Here is a 17,668-nt window from a genome sequence, read left to right as displayed (position 1 = left end):
GGAGGCACCGGGCGTGCCGGGAGCGCTGCTGACAATGGGTTCTCCCCTTACTTGAGCCCTGCTGACGCGTTCCGCCCGGACCGGCGTACGGAGCGGCACGGGCCGGAACGGAGACGATCGATGGGGCGGACGAGCAGGAGTCTGGGCCCGGCGGGGACGATGATCGGGTTCGCTGCGGGTTGGGCTTCGCGGCGGACCGCCCAGGTTCACCGGCGAGGTCATTCGATCGACCCTCTGACCCGTCTGCCGGACCGGCGGGCCCTGCTCGTGGCGGCCGAGCGGTGCATCACCCGGATGCGTGCGCAGGATCGAGGGTGCGGTCTCCTGCTGGTGGATCTCGCCCGTTTCCGCTCCATCAACGATGCCCTCGGCCATGCGGTGGGTGACCGGCTCCTGGAGGTCAGCGCCCATCGGCTGCGGGAGATGTTCCACGGGGGTCCCCCTGAGGCGCCGTCCTCTGCCGGTCGGCCGGTGCCGGGGGATTCCGGTTCCCCGGTCGTCGCCCGGATCGGGTGCGACGAGTTCGCCGTCCTGTTTCCCCAGGTCGACGACACCGCGTCCCTGCGCGGACTCGCCGCCGGGGTCCTGCGTCGGCTGGCCGAACCGGTCCGCCTCGACGGCCTGCATCTGACGTTGGAGGCCAGTGTCGGCATCTGCACCTTTCCGGAGGGAGCTCACGACGCCGAGACACTTCTGCGTCACGCCGACGCGGCCATGGCCTGTGCCCAGCGGCGTCACAGCATGGTCGAGCTGTACGACGAGGCGCGGGACATCGACACGCCGGAGCGGATCGGTCTGCTCGGCGATCTGCGGCGGGCGCTCGAGCAGGCCGAGATCCAGCTCCACTATCAGCCGATCGTCTCCATGGACGGCCGGGTGACCGCGTTGGAGGCCCTGCTGCGCTGGAACCGGCCGGGGCACGGGCAGGTCCCGCCGAACGAGTTCATCGGCCTGGCGGAGTCCAGCGGGCTGATGCCGCAGCTCACCGGTTACGCCGTCGACAGGGCGGCCGCCCAGCTGTCGTGGTGGCGTTCCCACGGCATGCGCATCCCCGTGGCGGTGAACATCGCGCCCAGTGACATCATCGGCCCCGGGTTCGCCGAGCAGGTCATCGCGACGCTGTCCCGTCACCGTGTGCCGCCCCGGGCACTGGGGTTGGAGATCACCGAGCGGCAGTTGCTCGACGACCCCGGCCGCGCCGCCGACACCCTGGCCGAGCTTCGCCGGCACGGGGTCCGGATCTCGCTGGACGACTTCGGGACCGGGTACTCCTCACTGTCCCGGCTGTGCGACCTCCCCATCGACGAGATCAAGATCGACAGGTCGTTCGTCTCCGAGATGGCCTCCGACGACCACGAGGCCGCGGTCGTCCGCTGCTCGGTGGAGCTGGCGCACACGCTCGGTCTCACCGCCGTGGCCGAAGGGGTGGAGGACCACCGGACCTGGAGGCGCCTGCGCACCGAGGGGATCGACGCGATACAGGGCTGGCTGATCTGCGCGGCGATGCCGCCCGACAGGACCACCGCCTGGCTGCTCCACCGGCCGCCGCCGCAGCCCGTTCCGGCGGGGTGAGAGCCACCCCGCGCCGGAGCCGGGCGGCTCTGCTTCATCACGCACAGCGGCTTGCGTTCTATGCCACCACTGCACGCACCTGAACCCGTCCGGTCCGCCGGAGACTGATCGCTGTCGCCCGGCGGAAGGCCGTGAGCCATCGCGCTTCCCCGCCGACGACGCCTGTCAGCGCTTTTTCCGGAGGTCTGAAGGGGAGTCAGCAGGACGTGCCTAGTTACCAATCCCCCGGAGTCTACGTCGAGGAAGTCTCCTCGGGCTCCCGGCCCATCGAAGGTGTGGGCACCGCGTTGTGTGCCTTCGTGGGGTTCACCGAGCGTGGTGTCACCGATCAGCCGACCCTGGTGACCAACTGGACTCAGTACACGAAGGCCTTCGGCGGGTTCGTCGAAGGCGCACACCTTCCGCAGTCCGTCTACGGGTACTTCCTCAACGGCGGCGGGGCCGCCTACATCGTGCGCATCGGCGCCGGCGGGGAGGTCTCCGGGGAACAGTCACCGGGTGGCGCGTCTGCGGCCCCAGGCACCCTCGCGCAGAGGGACCTTCCGGCGGCAGGGGATGCGGCCCGCCCGGCCCTGCGGGCCAGGGCGCTGGTCTCCGGGACGGCGGGCGACGAGCTGAGCATCGAGGTCACCGACGCGACGGAGCCCGGCGACGAGATGTTCAAGCTGGTGGTGCAGCAGGGTGACCGCGAGGTGGAGGTCTTCGACAACCTGTCGCTGCGCCGTGGCGCACGCCACGCGGTGACAGTGGTCAAGGAGTCCTCGAAGCTGATCGCGCTGGAGGAGGTCAAGGGCGCCTCGGCGCTGGTGCCGGCCAAGGGCGCGCGCATCGCGCTCGGCCGAGGGACGACCGCATCGACGCCGGTGGTTCCCGGGGGGCCGCCGGTGGAGCGGGTCACCCCGGCCGACTACGTCGGGGACACCGCCGACCGGACGGGCTTCGCGGGCCTGGAGGCGGTCGAGAACGTGACGATGCTCTGCGTTCCCGATCTGATGGCGGCGTACGAGAGCGGGGCGGTGGACCTCGACGGGGTCAAAGCCGTGCAGCTGGCCATGATCGCTCACTGTGAGCTGATGGCCGACCGGGTGGCGATCCTCGACGCCCCGCCGGGACTGGGTGCCCAGCAGGTCAAGGAGTGGCGGACGGACGTCGCCGGGTACGACTCCAAGTACGCGGCGCTCTACTGGCCGTGGATCAAGGTCATGGACCCGGTCAAGGGCAGGCCCTCGGTGATCCCGCCCAGTGGTTACGTCGCCGGGGTGTGGGCGCGCAGCGACGAGAGCCGCGGTGTGCACAAGGCTCCGGCGAACGAGGTGGTGCGCGGGGTGATCGATCTCGCGACCAACATCACCCGTGGCGAGCACGACCAGCTCAACCCGGTGGCGGTCAACTGCATCCGGGCCTTCCCGGGACAGGGCATCCGGATCTGGGGCGCGCGCACGCTCTCCAGCGATCCCGAGTGGCGTTACCTCAACGTGCGACGGCTGTTCAACTTCGTGGAGAAGTCGATCCTGGACGGCACGAACTGGGTGGTCTTCGAGCCCAACGACCGGTTCCTGTGGGGTTCGGTCCGGCGGACGATCACGATGTTCCTGCGGCGGGTGTGGCGCAGCGGTGCGCTGTTCGGCCGTACCCCGGAGGAGGCGTTCTTCGTCAAGTGCGACGAGGAGAACAACCCGCCGGAGAACCGGGATGCGGGGATCCTCACGGTCGACGTCGGGATCGCGCCGGTGAAGCCGGCGGAGTTCATCGTGTTCCGGGTCTCGCAGTATTCGCAGGGCGCGGCACTGGAGGAGTGAGCCCGGCTCCGGCCGGGTGGAGAGGGGTCCGTGCATCGTGTTCAATCAAGGTTTCCAGCCGCCGGGGGACAAGGGGGCGCCGCACGTCGTCGCCTCCGCGCCGATCTTCGTGGTCTCCTCGAACATCCAGATCACCGGCGGGCACCGGCTGCAGAACATCGCGTTCCAGGAGCTCGCCGGCATCAGCAGCGAGATCGGCATCGAGCAGTACGTGTCGGCGGATCCGACGGGGTTCATCAACCACAGCAAGCTGTTCGGTCTGACCAAGCCTCCGACGGTGACGCTCAAGCGCGGGCTTGACGACTCGCTGGCGTTGTGGGCCTGGCACCAGATGGCGCTCAGTGGAAAGCCCACTGCCCGCGCCCCGTATCTGAGCCTGGACATCTTCGTCGGCGCGTCGGCGGGCACGCAGGACCGGAAGCCGCTGATGAGCTACACGCTCGTCAACGCCTGGTGCGCGAAGATCAATATTTCGTCGGCCAGGGCGGGGGAAGGCGTCGTCACCCAGGACGTCGTGATCGCCTGCGACATGATCGCCCAGGGCGACGGCGGTTGATGCGGGCACCGCACGGATGTGTACGGAAGGAATTGTGAGCAAGCGAAACGGAGGGGGAGTCCAAGGTGGCAGGAGCCGGCGGGAACCCGACGGTGATGAGCGCGTCGACGTTCGTGATCCAGGTGGACGGGATCCAGGTCGCCACGTTCAGTGAGCTGTCCGGGATCAACACCGAGGTCGAGTCGATCGAGTACATCTCCACCGGTCGAGAGGGGATCGTACATACGAAGCAGTACGGGAAGACCAAGCCGCCGACGGTCACCCTCAAGCGGGGTCTGGACACGGACGCCTACATGTGGGCGTGGCACCAGGCGGTGTTGCAGGGTGAGCCCGCGGCCCGCAAGACCTGTTCGCTGATGCTGTTCGCGGCGTCCAGGTCGCCGTCGTCGGACTCCCCGATCATCACGTACATCCTGGAGAACGCCTGGCCGTCGAAGCTGGACATCGGCGGTATGAAGGCCGGCGCGACCGAAGTGGTGACCGAGACCGTGGTGCTCCACTGCGACCACATCCTGATGCAGCCCGCCGGATGACCCGAGGAGAGGCCGCGATGACGTTCCCGACGACCTTCGACCTGTACGCACCGGCCGACTCGGCCGGGTTGATGACCCAGTACCCGTTCGTGCTGCCGCGGGGTTACCTGGACGGCCAGGGCAACCTGCACCGGGACGGGGTGATGCGGCTGGCCACGGCCCGCGACGAGATCGCGAGCCAGAGCGACCCGCGGGTGCGGCAGAATCCCGCGTACCTCAGCGTGGTGCTGATCGCGCGGACATTGACCCGACTCGGGTCCACACCGGCGATCGACGCGGCGGTGGTCGAAAACCTGTTCGCCTCGGACCTCGCGTTCCTGCAGGACCTCTACCGGCGGATCAACCAGGACGGGCACACCGAGGCGGACGTCGCCTGTCCCTCGTGCGGTCACGAGTTCGCGGTGGACATCGCGGGTGATGCCCCGGGGGAATCCTGACGTACACGGCCGACCGGCTCTGGGAGGAGGCCGTGTACGTGGCGTACTACCTGCACTGGCCCCTGGGTGAGGTCCTCGGCCTCGAACACCCGGTGCGGGAGAGGGTCATCCAGGAGATCGGGCGGATCCACACCCGTCCCGACGGCGGTGCGGCGGAGGGGTTCGGGGCGTTCCGGCCCTGATCCCGTCGGACAGAGAGGAGATGAGATGCGTTGGATGCCCCGGTGGCGACGCGGGAAGACCCACGATGCAGGGCCCGAGTCCGGCTCCCTGCCGGGGGAGGCTGCTGCGCGCGGGCGCGGCCGTGCGCACTGGCGTCGGCTGCCGCCGCTCGTACCGACCGTCCGGCGGCCGGCGTTGACCGGGGCCCCGTCGATGGGTGTGTTCGCCGCCGAACGGAACCGCCCCTTGATCCGGGCACCGCGGCTCCCCCGTCCGACGGACCGTCAGGATCCGGGTCAGGCCCCGCGTCCGGCTCCCCGGTGGGCCGGCTCGGCGCCCGCCGTGGACACGGCCGTCGGTCATGTGGCCGGTCTGGTGGCCGTCCACTCCGATGCTCCGCCGGAGCGGGAGCCGGTCGCGGCGCCTCGGGAACGAGGACGGCGGCGGGGGCCGGTGCCGGTACCGGACGGGGACCGGGCTGCGGGTGCGCCGCCCGCCGCACCGCGGCTGGTGCCGCGCCCGCTCGCGTCGTCCGGGCCCCGGCCGAAGCTGGTCGAGGCCGGGGACGGATTCGTGGGACCGCCGCAGCCCGCACCCGCCGCAGACCCCGCCGTCGCGCCGCCGCCTTCCTCGGACTGGCTGCAGATGGTCGAGTCCTACCGTCCGCCGTGGGCGACCGGGGCCACGGCGCCCTCGCCGGGCGGGCCGGAGGCAGCGCTGCCGGTGCCCGAGGCGGGCACCTCCTGGTCGAGCGAGGCCGTCGCCGCTCCGCCGCCGCGGGACAACACCCGGGCGGTGGCGCCGAAGGCCGCGCCCCGCGCGTCACTCGCCGAGAGCCGGCGCCTCGGACTCGGCAACCCGATCCGCCGGCCACCGACGACGGTGGACGGGCGGATTCCGGAGCATCCGCCCGAGAGCCCTGCCGAGACCCCCGGGCCACCGCGCGAGTCGCCCGGCGTGCCCGGGCCACTCGGTACGGCCGCCGTCCACGGCCAACGGGCGAGCGGCCCGGGCAGCCCGGTGTTCCCCTCGCCGCCGCCTCCCGGTGGCGGCCACGGCGGCCTCGACGCGGACGCGGACGCCCACCCGGATCCGTCCCCCCGGCCCGCACCCGACGTCCCCGCCGGGGCTGATCGGCTCACGGACCGTCCGGCGCCCGAGGCCGGCCTCACGGCGCCGGTCGGTGAGCCGGTGCAACCCCCTCACCGGGAGCCGCAACGGCGGGAGGACGGTGCCACCGACCCGAACGCCTCTCACCAGGTCGTCCACCGGCCCGGCGAGCCGCCGGCCCGACAGGCCGCACGTCCCGTCCACCGGTTCGTCCTCGGTGAACGGCCGTTCCGCGCAACGGCCGAGAAGTCCGCAGCGGATGAGCCCGCGACGGCCGGGCCCGCACCGGCCCGGGTGGCGACCGCCGCCCCGGTGCATCCGCCTGTTCACCGCGGGCCGCGGCCCGCTCGGCGCGGGCAGGATCTGGTCCACCCCGATTCCGGTCCGCCCGGACCCCGCCCGGGCGGACAGCGCCCGGACGGACCGCACGCACCCGGGCCGACCGCCCCGCCCGATCTCGCCGCGGCCGTGCTGCAGGCACACGGCGTGGACGTGAGCGATGTGCCGATCCACCGCGGTCCCGAGGCCGCGGCCGAGGCCGCCGTGCTCGGAGCCCGCGCGTTCACCCGCGGTGGCGAGGTGTACCTCCCCGAACGGGAAGGGCTGCTCGATCATCCGGTGGCACGCGGACTTCTCGCCCACGAGCTCACCCACGCCGCGCAGCAGCGCGTTCTGGGCTCCGCGCTCCCTCCGGAGGATTCCGAGGCCGGCGCCGCCCTGGAAGCCGCAGCGGTGTCGGCCGAGCGCCGGGCACGCGGCCTGAGCACGCAGGCACCCGCGGGCAGCGACACCTTCCCGCTGCCGTGGACCCCGCCCGGGCACCCGGCGCCCGTGGGCGGGGTGCAGCGGCAGACCGGCGATGTGACCGCCGCGGCCGCTCCCGTGCCCGCACCGACGGGTGTGTCCATGAACGCGGCGCCGGCGCCGGCGGCGCCGCCGGCGGCTTCCACGGGGGAACCGGTGCGCGTGGACGCCGCACCGGCCTCGACCGGGGGCAGGCTCGTCGAGCCCGGCGGCAAGCGCCCGATGGACCTCGACGACCCGGGCCACGTCGCGGAACTGGCCGGACGGATCTACCGGACGATCCACGCCCGGCTGCGCCGCGAACTGCTCGTCGACCGCGAGCGATCCGGGCGGCTCGGCGAAGCCGGGCCCCTGGGGCAGGTGCGGTGACCGGGGACGCTCCCCGGCAGGCGCACCTCGCACCATTGCCCCGGCGCACCACGGCCACCACCGCGCGGTGGTGGCCGCTACTCCTGACAAGTCCCGGTCGGCGCAGCCCGACCGGCCGCATCCGGTCCCCGGGACCGCCCTGGAACCTACGGAGATCCGATGATGGAGTCGATGCTCGGCGCGGCCGAGCAGGCCGGGAACATCGCCGACCCGCGGATGGTCGGTATGAGCCACCGGTTCGCCGTCTTCATCGACAACGTCGCCTACCACTTCGGCGAGTGGTCCAAGGTGACCGGGCTGTCGGTGTCCTGGCAGCAGGTGGAGCACCGGGTCGGGGACCGCGGGAACCACGTCTGGCTCTACCCGGGGGCCACCCGGTACGAGCCGATCACGCTCAGCCGGGCCGCCGGACCGTTCTCACGGGTGGTGCAGCACTGGCTCGCGCAGACCTCCAGGCGGCCACAGCCCCAGAGCGGCACGATCCAGCTGGTCAACTTCGTCGGGATCCCGGTGGTCGAGTGGCGGCTGAGCGAGTTCTTCCCGATCTCCTGGTCCATCGACTCGTTCGACGCGGGAGGCGCCAAGCCCGCGATCGAGACCCTCAAGCTCGCCCACAGCGGCTTCCTGGAGGACGACCTGGACTCCTCGGCGTCGGCCGCGCCCGTACCGATGATCTCCCCCTCCTGACCACCGGACCGAAGAGCAGAAAGGCAGCCCCGCAGTGAGCATCGCCTCCATCGCCGTGACAGCCGACCACGCCGCCACCCCGACCGGTCTCGCCACGGGCGCGTCCGCAGCCGCGTCCATGGCGCACAGGGCGGCGGCCGGAGCCGCGTTCCGGCAGTACGGCCTGTCCATGCGTTTCACCGTCACCTTCGAGGGAGCCACCAGTGTGCCGCTCGGGGAGTGGTCGGCCTGCCGGGGGCTGAAGGTCGACTTCAGGACCGAGACGGTCAAGGTAGGTGGCGACTACAGCGGCGAGGTCAAACTTCCCGGCCAGGTCGTCTACTCCGCGGTGGTCCTGGAGCGGGCGATGGAGTCGAAGAGCTCCCAGGACCTGCAGAACTGGCTCGCCCGGTTCGTCGCGAGCTGGATGAACGACGACGAGAACGGCGCCCATCCGCCGAAGGGCACGGTGAAGATCGTCCTGCAGGACGTCCACCAGCAGCCGGTCGCCGCCTGGACCCTGCACGACGCCTATCCGGCCTCGTGGAGCGGGCCGGTCATGGACGCCAAGCAGAACGCGGTCGCCATCGAGACGCTCACCCTCGAACACGCCGGTTTTCTGCCCTGACCCGCCGCCACACCGCAAGCGCCGTAACACGGCTGTCATCACCGGTGCCGACACGGTGTGGCACCCGGATCCCCTCTCACCTTCGGGAGCCCACGCTGTCCACCGACGCCAGAGCGCAGCTCGGCCCTGTCGACTCGACCCCTCCGACCGGGTACGTCCAGTTCCAGTTCAACCCGGCCACCATCACCGTCTCCCACACGGCCAACACGTACGGCAACGCGGCCGCCTCCTCCTTCAGTCTGGAGGACATGGCGAAGGCCATGGGCACGACGAGCATCGTGCTGCGCTCGTGCACCTTCGACGGCCGGGACGTGCTGAAGACCTGTGAGCGCCTGCTCGGATGGACGTATCTGGAGCCCGCGGTCAATTCCTCGGAGACGTTCGTCCCGAGGCTTCTGCACTTCATCTGGGGAAGCAGGCAGACCCGGGTCACGCTCCACCAGGCGACCGTCACGTACAGCCGGTTCAACCGTTCCGGGGTACCCGTGCGGGCCGCGGTCGACCTGACGCTCCATGAGGTCAGGAACACCGAGACGCCCACCAACCCCAGTTCGGGCGGTGCACCCGGGCGCCGCAGTCATCTGCTCACCGGTGCGGAGAGCCTGCCGCATCTCGCGACACGCGCCTGCGGCAGCCCCGGGCGGTGGCGCGAGATCGCCGCGGCGAACCGTTTCGACGATCCGCTGCGGGTGCGGCCGGGAACACTCGTCTACCTGCCCGGATCACAGGAGAGCGAGCGATGACCGTACCGCAGGGGCCGGCCTTCACCGTACGGCCGACGGTTCTGATCGGTCCGGGTACGGGGCGCGAGCTGTCCGGGGTCGCCGCGCGGTGTCTGGCGCGGGCCGAGGTGGACACCCACCTGCGGCTGCCGGCCATGTTCGTGCTCGCCTTCGACGACCTGACCGGGTTCGCCCTGGACGATGCCGGGCTGGAGATCGGGACGCGGGTCCAGGTACGGACCGGGTCCGGGCCGGGGGGCCGGCTGATCGTCGGCGAGATCACCGCCGTCGAGGGGCACTATCACGGCACCTCCGGGCAGACGGTGATCCGTGGTTACGACCTGTGCCACCGGCTGCAACGGGCGCGCAGAACCCGGTCGTTCGCCGACGCGACCGACTCCGACATCGCGCTGCGGATCGCCGAGGAGGCGCAGTTGCCGATCGGCGGGATCGCCGACACCGGGACCGTGCACGAGCACGTGCTGCAGTGCAATCAGAGCGACTGGGAGTTCCTGGACCGGCGCGCGAGGGAGATCGGGTTCGAGTTCGGGATGGTCGACGGCCGGTTCTGCTTCCGTCCGGCCCGTACGGTGTCGGACTCCGGTGGCAGCCCGCCGGAGCTGGCGATACCGGGCGATCTGCTGCGGTTCGAGCCGCGGGTCACCGCCGGGAACCTGCCGTCGGAGGTCGAGGTGCGGGTCTGGGATCCGTTGCGGGCCGTGCTCGCGGACGCGTCCGTGGTGCCGGTCGCCTCGGTCTTCACCTCGGCGCCGGGTGTGCAGGACGCAGCCGGGGTCGCGGGGCTGTTCTCGTCGGGGTCGGCCGTTCCGGTGGGTGTGGCGGCGGGCGGGCCGGGGTCGGAGGACGGCGGCCCCGCGCCGAGCACGACCGCCCACGTCGTCGGCACTGTGCCGGTCGGCAGTGCGCAGGTCGCGGCCGAGGCTCTGGCCGCCTTCGTCGGCGGCACCTTCGCCGAGGCGGAGGGCGACGCGATGGGCAACCCCGCCGTCCGGGCGGGCGTCACCGTCAAGGTCCGCGGGATCCCAGGCCGGTTCCCCGACACCTGGCTGGTCACCCGGGCCCGGCACGTCTTCGATCTGACGGACCGCGGCTACCGTACCGAGTTCACGGCCGGGGGCTCGCAAGACCGTTCGCTGCTCGACCTCGCCTCGGCCGGCGCCGCCGATCCGCTGCGGATCCCGGGGCTGGTCTGCGCGATGGTCGACGACATCGGTGACGACCACGCCCGGGTGCGGCTGACGATGCCGTGGCTGTCGCCCGACGTGCGGACGGACTGGGCGCCGGTGGTCCAGTTCGGTGCGGGCCGGCGCAGCGGGGCGATGTTCCTGCCGGAGGTCGGTGACCAGGTGCTGGTGGGGTTCGAGTTCGGTGATCCGCGCCGTCCGTATGTGCTCGGCGGTGTGGTCACCGAGCACAGTGCGTACGACCTCGGTGGCGGCGCGGTGGTGCGGGGGCCGGGTGGCGCGGACGCCACGGTCGCGCGCCGCGGCTTCGTCTCCGCCTCGGGCAACCGGCTGGTGTTCCACGACGAGATGGGTGACGGGCCGACGCCGGAGCGGTCGCGGATCACGCTCGGTACCGGTGACGGGTCCTTCGAGTTGGACATGGACGCCGTTCAGGGGGCGTTGGCGCTGAGGTGCGCGCCCGCGGATCCGGCCGGGCAGCTGACCATCGAGTGCGGCCGGGCGGGGACCATCAACATCGTGACGGGCGACGCCGGCACCGTGACCATCGACGGTGGTGACGCACTGACGCTGAAGTCCGCGGGCTCGCTGACCATCCAGAGCCAGGGCACCGTGTCGGTGTCGGGCGCGTCCATCTCGTTGGGCGGGTGAGGCCGCGATGACCGATTTCATCGGGAGCGGCTGGTCGTTCCCGTTCGCGGTGGAGCCCGCGGGCACGGTGGCGATGGCCTCGGGGACCGTCAAGCTGGAGCAGGCGATGCGGCTGATCCTGGAGACGTACCCGGGTGAGCGCCCGATGCGGCCGCGGTTCGGCAGCACCCTGCGGGACTACGTGTTCGACGGTGCGAGCGTCCACAAGACCGCGGAGATAGCCGACTTGGTGAGGCGTGCGATCGAGCAGTGGGAGCCGCGCGTGGACGTCGCCGAGGTGGAGGTGTACCCGGACCGGGAGCGTCCCGGTCTGCTCTACATCGACATCCGGTACGTCATCCCCGGTACCAACAGTCCACGCAACCTCGTCTTCCCCTTCTACACCATCCCCGAGCACGAGGAGGGCGAGTACTGATGCCCCTGCCTGCCCCCGACCTCGACGACCGTCGTTTCCAGGACCTGGTCGACGAGGCGAAGCGCCTGGTGATGCGGCGCTGCCCGGCGTGGACGGACCACAACGTCTCCGACCCCGGCGTCACCCTGATCGAGACCTTCGCCCACATGACCGACCAGCTGTTCTACCGGCTGAACCAGATTCCCGACCGGCTGTACGTGACGTTCCTCAACCTGATCGGTCTGCGCATGCTGCCGCCCACCCCGGCCCGGGCACCCGTCACCTTCTGGCTCTCCAGCCCGGCCGGTTCGCCGCTGACGATCGCCGCGGGCACCAGGGTGGGCACCGTGCGCACGGCCACCGCCGAGTCGATCGTGTTCTCCACCCGGGAGGACCTGGCCGTGGTGCCGTGCTCGCTCGCCAGGGTCAGGACCCCGGCCGAGGCGGAGGCCGCGGAGGGCCAGGGCACGGGCGGTGCCGGGCAGGAGCAGCCCGGCGGGACTGCGGACCGCTCGCGGTCGCTCGCCGACGGGCGGCCGTTCACGGCGTTCCGGCGGCGCCCCGGGATCGGCGATGCGCTGCTGATCGGCCTGTCCGACCCCGTCCCCGGATGCGTCGTCAGGATCGGCTTCCGCGGCCGGGTGGAGGGTGTGGGGGTCAACCCCAAGCATCCGCCGCTGGTCTGGGAAGCGTGGGCCGGTGACGGCTGGGCACCGTGCGAGACGAGCCTGGACGAGACCGGGGGTCTGAACACCTCGGGTGCGATCGTCCTGCACGTACCGGCCGGGCACCGGGCCTCGGTGATCGGGGGTGACCGGGCGGGCTGGATCAGGGCGCTGGTCGTCGAGCCGGAGGAGGGGCAGCCCCCCTATGCGAACTCGCCGGTCGTCGACGGGCTGACGGTCTGTACGGTGGGCGCGACCGTCGAGGCACTGCACGCCGATCCGGCCGGCCCGGAGGTGCTGGGCGAGGCGGAGGGCGTGCCCGGCCAGAGGTTCCCGCTGCGGCGCAGCCCCGTACTGGCCGGTTACGGTCCGACGGTCGTGGAGACCAGCTCGCCGGACGGCTGGGTGGAGTGGAGCGAGGTCGAGCACTTCGCCGACAGCGGCCCGCAGGACCGGCACTTCGCGCTGGACGCGGTCTCGGGCCTGCTGCTGTTCGGCCCGGCGGTGCGCGAACCTGACGGCGGCCTGCGCCGCTACGGCGCGGTCCCCGACAAGGGCGCCGAGGTGCGCATCCGCGGGTACGCGACCGGGGGCGGCGCGCACGGGAACGTGGCGGCGGGGGCCATCAGCCGGTTGAAGTCCTCGATCCCGTCGGTCACGGCCGTGGAGAACCGGCGGCCGGCCCAGGGCGGGGTGGACGGGGAGACCCTGGAGGAGGCGAAGGACCGCGGGCCGCTGCTGGTGCGTACCCGCAGCCGGGCGGTGACCGCGGAGGACTACGAGATCCTGGCCCGCGAGGCGGCGCCGGAGATCGCCCGGGTGCGGTGTGTGCCGGCCGGCCGGGACGCGGCCGACGCCGGGGCCGTGCGGGTGCTGGTCGTTCCGGCTGCGGCGATGCCGGACGGGCGGATCCTGTTCGAGAACCTCGTCCCGCCGGAGCCGACCCTGCGCCGGATCGGTGAACGCCTGGACCGGGCACGGGTGGTGGGCACCCGCGCGGTGCTCGAACCGCCGCTGTACCGCGGTGTCACCGTGGTCGCCCGTCTGGTGGCGCGGCCGCGGGTGAACGCCGAACGGGTGCGGGAGGACGCCCTCGACGTCCTCTACCGGTACCTCAACCCGCTGCCGGGCGGCGGGCCCGACGGGGCAGGCTGGCCGTTCGGCCGGCCCGTGCAGGCCGGGGAGATCTTCGGGCGGCTGCAGCAGGTGTCCGGGGTCGAACTGGTCGAGGACGTGCGGCTGTTCTCCGCCGACCCGGTCACCGGGGTGCACGGCAAGGAGACCGCGCGGATCGATCTCGATACGAACAGCCTGGTGTTCTCGTACGAGCACCAGATCAGAGTGGAGGCGCACTGATGCGAAGAGCCGTGGAAGGGCTGGGCACGCCGTACCCGATCGGTGCCATGCTGCCCGCGGTCTTCCAGGAGGACCCGGTGGCGATGAGCTGGACCGGGGCCCTGGACGAGGTGCTGGCTCCGGCGATCTCCACCCTGGACTGCCTGGCCGCGTACGTGGACCCGGCGCTGGCGCCCCCGGACTTCGTGCCCTGGCTGGCGGGCTGGCTGGGCACCGTCCTGGACGAGAACTGGCCGCTGGAGCGACAACGCGAGGCCGTGGCCGAGTGCGTGCGGCTCTTTCGCGGACGAGGGACCGTCGACGGTCTGCGGGCCATGGTCCAGCTCGCCACCGGTGGCGAGGTGGAGATCACCGAGAGCGGCGGAATCCGCTGGTCCACGACCCCCAACTCCCCGTTGCCGGGCCGGGCGCAGACCCACCTCGCCGTCCGGGTGACGGTGGCGAAGGGTACGCCGGTGGACGTCACCGTCCTGGAAGAGCTGCTCGTGGCAGAGAAACCCGCCCATGTCCCGCACAGTCTGGAGGTCGTCGAGCGATGATCGTGTGTCGCAGCTGCGGGCTGCACAACCGTGACGACGACGCCTTCTGCGGCACCTGCGGAGGCTTCCTCGAATGGACGGGGGAGAAGCAGACACCGAAGGCCGCCCCGGCCGTCGAGGTACCGGAGCAGCAGGAGCAGGCGGACGCACCGCCGCGTACCGGGTTGCTGCAGCGCGTGGTCCAAGGAACGAACAGTCTCATCGCGGGACCGCCGAGGCAGCGGAACTCCGAGCCGACGACGCCCTCGGCGGGTCAGGCCCGGCCCGCGGCGGCCACGCGGCCCGGGGCCGGCTCGCCCCCGCCCCCGCCGCCCCGGCCTGGACGGAACGCGGCCGGTCCCCCGGCGCCGCCGCCACCGCCACGCAACGGAGCCGCACCTCCTCCGCCACCGCCACCGCGTGGCGGTCCCCCGGCGCCGCCACCGCCCGCACCGCGTAGCGGGCCCCCGGCACCCCCGCCGCCACCGCCGGCACGTTCCGGAGCCGTACCTCCCCCTCCGCCGCCACGCCGAGGCGCAGACACACCGACGCCGCCACCGAGGCCGCCCGCACCACGGACCGACGTCGCGGCCTTGGTCGCGCCCGTCGTAAACCCGGCGCCGGCCCCCGTCTCCGCACCAGGAGCACCGGAGCCAGGACGCCGCCCGGATCACCCTCCCGCCGACACTGCCGAAACCCCCGCAAGGGCGCCCCAGGAGATTCGCGAACAGGCGCCCCGGATAGCGCGGGCCCGAGCCATCGCGGTCACGAGAACCGCACCGACCCGTCGTCTGCAGCCCGGCGATCTGGTGTGCGGTGCGTGTGGGGAGGGCAATCCCGGCACGCGCAGATTCTGCAGCCGCTGCGGCACCTCGCTGGTCGAGGCGGCAACGGTCAAGGAGCCGTGGTGGCGGAGGTTCGTTCCCAGACGCGGACCCCGCGTCGTCGCACTCGACACGGGTACGGGCGACCGGGCCGGAGGCGGGGCGCACCTCACGAGGCCCCGATTCGACCTGAGGTTCGTCCTCCGCTGGACCTACCGCAAGGGCCGCATCGTCGCCGCGGTGGTGCTCCTGTGCGCCACCACGCTCTACGCCACCTACCCGCCCTTCCGCAAAAGCGTGGACGACCAGGTCCAACGGGCCAGGACCCGGGTCACCGACGCCATCGGCGGCCACCTCTCGCCCATCCACGCCACCGGCGTGGCGGCCGACGCGGAGGAGCCCGGCCACCCTCCGCTGAACGCCGCGGACGAGGTCCTCGGCACGCACTGGCTGGCGCCCTGGTCGGCCTCGAAGAACCCGGCTCTCTCCTTCACCTTCGCCCACCGGGTGACGCTGAAGAAGCTCATCCTGCACTCCGGGGCGAGCGACGCCTACGTCCGGAACGGGCGGCCGAGCCTGCTGCGCCTCGTCTTCTCCAACGGCGAGTCCTTCGTCATCGTCCCGAAGGACACCTCCGAGGCACAGACGTTCTCCATCAGCCACGCGGTGCTCATCACCGGGATGCAGGTCCAGGTCGGCGCGGTGTATCCCGGCAGCGCCGGGTCCGATGTCGCCATCACGGACCTCGAACTGTTCGGACTGACCACCTGAAGGGGGCGACGTGGCCGATTTCGTCATCAGGACCGGAGACCTGCTCGAGGTGACCATCCCCGGGGCCGCCGTCATCCCCACGCTCCTCGCGCCGCTCCCGCTGACGGGGTCGAGTACGGACGTGGCCGTCCAGGCCCTGCCGGTCTGTCTGCAGGGCGACGAACTGCCCGTCGCGCTGAGCGGACCGATGCCCTACACCCAACCGCCCTTCACGGTCCCCGGCACCGGCACGTTGACCCTCACCCTGATGCCCACCAACATGACCCAGCGCACCACCAACGCCGGCAAACCGATCCTGGTCAAGGGAGGCCCGTTCCCCGCCGTCTTCAGCGTCCAGACACCCGCGACCCAGCCGACCCCGGCCGGGCCGGTACCCGACCCGCAGCTCCAGAAGCCCGGAACCGCACGGTTCATCACCACGAACACGACGGTCACTTCAGCCTGAAAACGATACGGCGTGTACCGGTCGTATCGGTCACACGACCGCTGCCTGCGGTCGGAAGGAGAGGAACATCGTGCCCTGCGTCCTGTTGGTGCTCGGCCTCGCCGCCCCGCTCCCCGTCCTCGCCGTCTTCCTCGCCGCCGCGCGCGCCGGAACCCGCAGTGATCGGGAGGACCTTTGACCTCCGGTCAGTACGCGGCGAGCCGCGCGAACGGACGGCCCTCGGTCCCGAAAGCCCCTCCGTGGCAGGGCAGTCAACCTGCCCGGATCAACGGGGCCTCACGGCGCACAGGCCACTCGAACACATGGTGCAGCGGCCTGCTGCGGGGCGTGTGCATCGCAGGAGAACGGTCCGCGAGGGACCCCGTAGGGATCAGGGGGAGAACACCTGACGCAGGCGGTCCCGCTCCGCACGGATCACGGAGACGGGCCGACCGGCCGATACACCGGCGTCGACCCGAGATCCTGGCCGGTGATGAGGTGACTCGCGCCTCCCGCGAGCCACAGCACAGCCGCGGCCACGTCTTCGGGGGTGAGAGCGGAGACGATGGGTTGAATGCCGTCGACCAGTTCCGTCGCTCTGGCGGCAAGCACGGAAGCCGCGGCATCGGCGACCGACGGCTGTACTCCGGTCCCTTTTGGCGAAAATTCCCGTGGGCACGAGTCCAGGAGATATGCGGCACTCCGGGTCAACTGCGCGACGGCCGCCTTGGCGGCGGAATATTCAAAGCCCCTCCCAGCCGCCGGCCTTTCCCGCAGCGCTACCCACGTTGACGACGCTTCCCGATCCCCGAGCGGCCATCTCCCGCCCGGCATACTTGATCCCGAGCAATGGGCCATTGGCATGCACAGTCACGGCCCGCGCAAAGACATCCGCATCGCACTCGGTGATCGGCGACAGATTTCCCGGCCCGCCGGCATTGTTGACCATGACATCACGCCGCACGTGGAGTTCGACAGTGCGGCCGACCAGCGTTGCCATTTCGGCTTCCACCGAGACATCCGGCCGGAAGAAGTCGGCCCACCTCCCAAGGGTGCCGCTTCCAGCTCCCCTGCTCTTTCCTGGCGCCCCGACAACGCGACATGCGCATCCTCGGCGACCAGCATCTCTGCAACGCGGAAGCCAATTCCTCCGGTGGCCCCGTGATGATTGCCACCTTGTGTTACATGCTCTTCGCGAAAACCGCTTCGGACCAGGCCGGTCACCTGCAATATACGCAGCATTCGACCTCGAGCCGTCTGGTGGTGCTGGACAATCTCCAGGACGTCCGGGACTCCCTCAACCGCGCATCGAACCATGCCAGAGGGAAGTGCCGACCAGCCAGCCGGGCGGGGGCGCCCGAGTACCTCAACGGCCCCAGCCAGACCTAAGTCGTCGCCATGTCCGCACTGGGCGGCCAGTACCGGACGGCGCACGAACTCTTCGGGCGGCTGATCGTCTTCGACCGCGAGCTGGCCTTCATCCCCACCCAGGAGAAGAACTG

20 protein-coding genes are annotated in these 17,668 nt (G+C 71.6%); 17 read left to right on the top strand and 3 right to left on the bottom strand.

Annotated features, from left to right (window positions below):
* Positions 1 to 120: 120 nt before the first annotated feature.
* The 9 genes from AB0D08_RS17625 to AB0D08_RS17585 all read left to right on the top strand — a co-directional run bounded on the left by AB0D08_RS17625 (position 121) and on the right by AB0D08_RS17585 (position 8,636).
* Positions 121 to 1,572 (top strand): bifunctional diguanylate cyclase/phosphodiesterase, encoded by a 1,452-nt coding sequence (locus AB0D08_RS17625; RefSeq protein ID WP_359889681.1) that lies wholly within the window; start codon positions 121 to 123, stop codon positions 1,570 to 1,572.
* A 206-nt stretch (positions 1,573 to 1,778) separates the two neighbouring features.
* Positions 1,779 to 3,371: a phage tail sheath subtilisin-like domain-containing protein gene (locus AB0D08_RS17620; RefSeq protein ID WP_359889733.1), complete on the top strand. Its 1,593-nt coding sequence runs from the start codon at positions 1,779 to 1,781 to the stop codon at positions 3,369 to 3,371.
* Between the two features lie 37 nt (positions 3,372 to 3,408).
* Complete coding sequence (locus AB0D08_RS17615) at positions 3,409 to 3,927, top strand: phage tail protein (protein ID WP_158515496.1); 519 nt, start codon at positions 3,409 to 3,411, stop codon at positions 3,925 to 3,927.
* Between the two features lie 95 nt (positions 3,928 to 4,022).
* A complete protein-coding gene (locus AB0D08_RS17610) occupies positions 4,023 to 4,460 on the top strand; it encodes a phage tail protein (RefSeq protein WP_033820328.1) in 438 nt (145 codons plus the stop codon).
* Between the two features lie 17 nt (positions 4,461 to 4,477).
* Positions 4,478 to 4,897, top strand: coding sequence for a hypothetical protein (locus AB0D08_RS17605; RefSeq protein WP_082526494.1), 420 nt, complete (start codon positions 4,478 to 4,480; stop codon positions 4,895 to 4,897).
* A complete protein-coding gene (locus AB0D08_RS17600; RefSeq protein WP_359889730.1) occupies positions 4,891 to 5,079 on the top strand; it encodes a DUF6760 family protein in 189 nt (62 codons plus the stop codon). Before AB0D08_RS17605 ends, AB0D08_RS17600 begins: the two co-directional genes overlap by 7 nt.
* Positions 5,080 to 5,104: 25 nt before the next feature.
* The gene (locus tag AB0D08_RS17595) at positions 5,105 to 7,342 is read left to right on the top strand and encodes a DUF4157 domain-containing protein (protein ID WP_149038121.1); all 2,238 of its coding nucleotides are present in this window, start codon (positions 5,105 to 5,107) and stop codon (positions 7,340 to 7,342) included.
* Between the two features lie 159 nt (positions 7,343 to 7,501).
* Positions 7,502 to 8,029 carry a phage tail protein gene (locus tag AB0D08_RS17590; protein WP_033820324.1) on the top strand — a complete coding sequence of 176 codons (528 nt, stop codon included), beginning with the start codon at positions 7,502 to 7,504 and terminating at the stop codon, positions 8,027 to 8,029.
* A gap of 34 nt (positions 8,030 to 8,063) precedes the next feature.
* Positions 8,064 to 8,636 (top strand): phage tail protein, encoded by a 573-nt coding sequence (locus AB0D08_RS17585; RefSeq protein ID WP_033820323.1) that lies wholly within the window; start codon positions 8,064 to 8,066, stop codon positions 8,634 to 8,636.
* A gap of 76 nt (positions 8,637 to 8,712) precedes the next feature.
* On the opposite strand, the gene AB0D08_RS17580 is transcribed toward AB0D08_RS17585, so the two are convergent.
* Complete coding sequence (locus AB0D08_RS17580) at positions 8,713 to 8,886, bottom strand: hypothetical protein (RefSeq protein WP_158515494.1); 174 nt, start codon at positions 8,884 to 8,886, stop codon at positions 8,713 to 8,715.
* On the opposite strand from AB0D08_RS17580, the gene AB0D08_RS17575 reads away from it, so the two are divergent.
* The 7 genes from AB0D08_RS17575 (at position 8,819) to AB0D08_RS17545 (ending at position 16,187) form a co-directional block, all read left to right on the top strand.
* Positions 8,819 to 9,379: a hypothetical protein gene (locus tag AB0D08_RS17575; protein WP_233289019.1), complete on the top strand. Its 561-nt coding sequence runs from the start codon at positions 8,819 to 8,821 to the stop codon at positions 9,377 to 9,379. The genes AB0D08_RS17580 and AB0D08_RS17575 overlap by 68 nt on opposite strands.
* Entirely contained in the window at positions 9,376 to 11,214 is a 1,839-nt protein-coding gene (locus tag AB0D08_RS17570) for a phage baseplate assembly protein V (protein WP_359889677.1), read from the top strand. The genes AB0D08_RS17575 and AB0D08_RS17570 overlap by 4 nt, the downstream gene beginning before the upstream one ends.
* Positions 11,215 to 11,221: 7 nt before the next feature.
* Entirely contained in the window at positions 11,222 to 11,629 is a 408-nt protein-coding gene (locus AB0D08_RS17565; RefSeq protein WP_359889675.1) for a GPW/gp25 family protein, read from the top strand.
* A complete protein-coding gene (locus AB0D08_RS17560) occupies positions 11,629 to 13,629 on the top strand; it encodes a putative baseplate assembly protein (protein WP_033820319.1) in 2,001 nt (666 codons plus the stop codon). Before AB0D08_RS17565 ends, AB0D08_RS17560 begins: the two co-directional genes overlap by 1 nt.
* Positions 13,629 to 14,168 carry a phage tail protein I gene (locus AB0D08_RS17555; protein WP_359889673.1) on the top strand — a complete coding sequence of 180 codons (540 nt, stop codon included), beginning with the start codon at positions 13,629 to 13,631 and terminating at the stop codon, positions 14,166 to 14,168. Before AB0D08_RS17560 ends, AB0D08_RS17555 begins: the two co-directional genes overlap by 1 nt.
* A 1,043-nt stretch (positions 14,169 to 15,211) precedes the next feature.
* Entirely contained in the window at positions 15,212 to 15,742 is a 531-nt protein-coding gene (locus AB0D08_RS17550) for a hypothetical protein (RefSeq protein WP_033820626.1), read from the top strand.
* Positions 15,743 to 15,752: 10 nt separating this feature from the next.
* Positions 15,753 to 16,187 (top strand): hypothetical protein, encoded by a 435-nt coding sequence (locus tag AB0D08_RS17545; protein ID WP_033820627.1) that lies wholly within the window; start codon positions 15,753 to 15,755, stop codon positions 16,185 to 16,187.
* Positions 16,188 to 16,601: 414 nt separating this feature from the next.
* Here AB0D08_RS17545 and AB0D08_RS17540 read toward each other — a convergent pair whose 3' ends face one another.
* Together AB0D08_RS17540 and AB0D08_RS17535 are read right to left on the bottom strand one after the other, a co-directional pair.
* Entirely contained in the window at positions 16,602 to 17,000 is a 399-nt protein-coding gene (locus AB0D08_RS17540) for an SDR family oxidoreductase (RefSeq protein ID WP_359889670.1), read from the bottom strand.
* Complete coding sequence (locus AB0D08_RS17535; protein ID WP_359889667.1) at positions 16,909 to 17,166, bottom strand: SDR family NAD(P)-dependent oxidoreductase; 258 nt, start codon at positions 17,164 to 17,166, stop codon at positions 16,909 to 16,911. Before AB0D08_RS17535 ends, AB0D08_RS17540 begins: the two co-directional genes overlap by 92 nt.
* A 101-nt stretch (positions 17,167 to 17,267) precedes the next feature.
* Between AB0D08_RS17535 and AB0D08_RS17530 the strand changes: the two genes are divergently transcribed.
* The gene (locus tag AB0D08_RS17530; RefSeq protein ID WP_233289033.1) at positions 17,268 to 17,555 is read left to right on the top strand and encodes a hypothetical protein; all 288 of its coding nucleotides are present in this window, start codon (positions 17,268 to 17,270) and stop codon (positions 17,553 to 17,555) included.
* The last annotated feature ends 113 nt before the right edge of the window (positions 17,556 to 17,668 follow it).

It is taken from the genome of Kitasatospora sp. NPDC048540, from assembly GCF_040651175.1.
In the GTDB taxonomy this organism is placed as follows: domain Bacteria; phylum Actinomycetota; class Actinomycetes; order Streptomycetales; family Streptomycetaceae; genus Kitasatospora.
This window is presented reverse-complemented; position numbering and strand designations above follow the sequence as displayed.

Coding starts and splice junctions, on each gene's coding strand:
- AB0D08_RS17625 (WP_359889681.1), top strand. CDS start 121: ATGGGGCGGACGAGCAGGAGTCTGGGCCCGGCGGGGACGATGATCGGG.
- AB0D08_RS17610 (WP_033820328.1), top strand. CDS start 4,023: ATGAGCGCGTCGACGTTCGTGATCCAGGTGGACGGGATCCAGGTCGCC.
- AB0D08_RS17605 (WP_082526494.1), top strand. CDS start 4,478: ATGACGTTCCCGACGACCTTCGACCTGTACGCACCGGCCGACTCGGCC.
- AB0D08_RS17595 (WP_149038121.1), top strand. CDS start 5,105: ATGCGTTGGATGCCCCGGTGGCGACGCGGGAAGACCCACGATGCAGGG.
- AB0D08_RS17590 (WP_033820324.1), top strand. CDS start 7,502: ATGATGGAGTCGATGCTCGGCGCGGCCGAGCAGGCCGGGAACATCGCC.
- AB0D08_RS17580 (WP_158515494.1), bottom strand. CDS start 8,886: ATGTCCTCCAGACTGAAGGAGGAGGCGGCCGCGTTGCCGTACGTGTTG.
- AB0D08_RS17570 (WP_359889677.1), top strand. CDS start 9,376: ATGACCGTACCGCAGGGGCCGGCCTTCACCGTACGGCCGACGGTTCTG.
- AB0D08_RS17565 (WP_359889675.1), top strand. CDS start 11,222: ATGACCGATTTCATCGGGAGCGGCTGGTCGTTCCCGTTCGCGGTGGAG.
- AB0D08_RS17560 (WP_033820319.1), top strand. CDS start 11,629: ATGCCCCTGCCTGCCCCCGACCTCGACGACCGTCGTTTCCAGGACCTG.
- AB0D08_RS17555 (WP_359889673.1), top strand. CDS start 13,629: ATGCGAAGAGCCGTGGAAGGGCTGGGCACGCCGTACCCGATCGGTGCC.
- AB0D08_RS17540 (WP_359889670.1), bottom strand. CDS start 17,000: ATGCCGGGCGGGAGATGGCCGCTCGGGGATCGGGAAGCGTCGTCAACG.
- AB0D08_RS17535 (WP_359889667.1), bottom strand. CDS start 17,166: ATGGCAACGCTGGTCGGCCGCACTGTCGAACTCCACGTGCGGCGTGAT.
- AB0D08_RS17530 (WP_233289033.1), top strand. CDS start 17,268: ATGCGCATCCTCGGCGACCAGCATCTCTGCAACGCGGAAGCCAATTCC.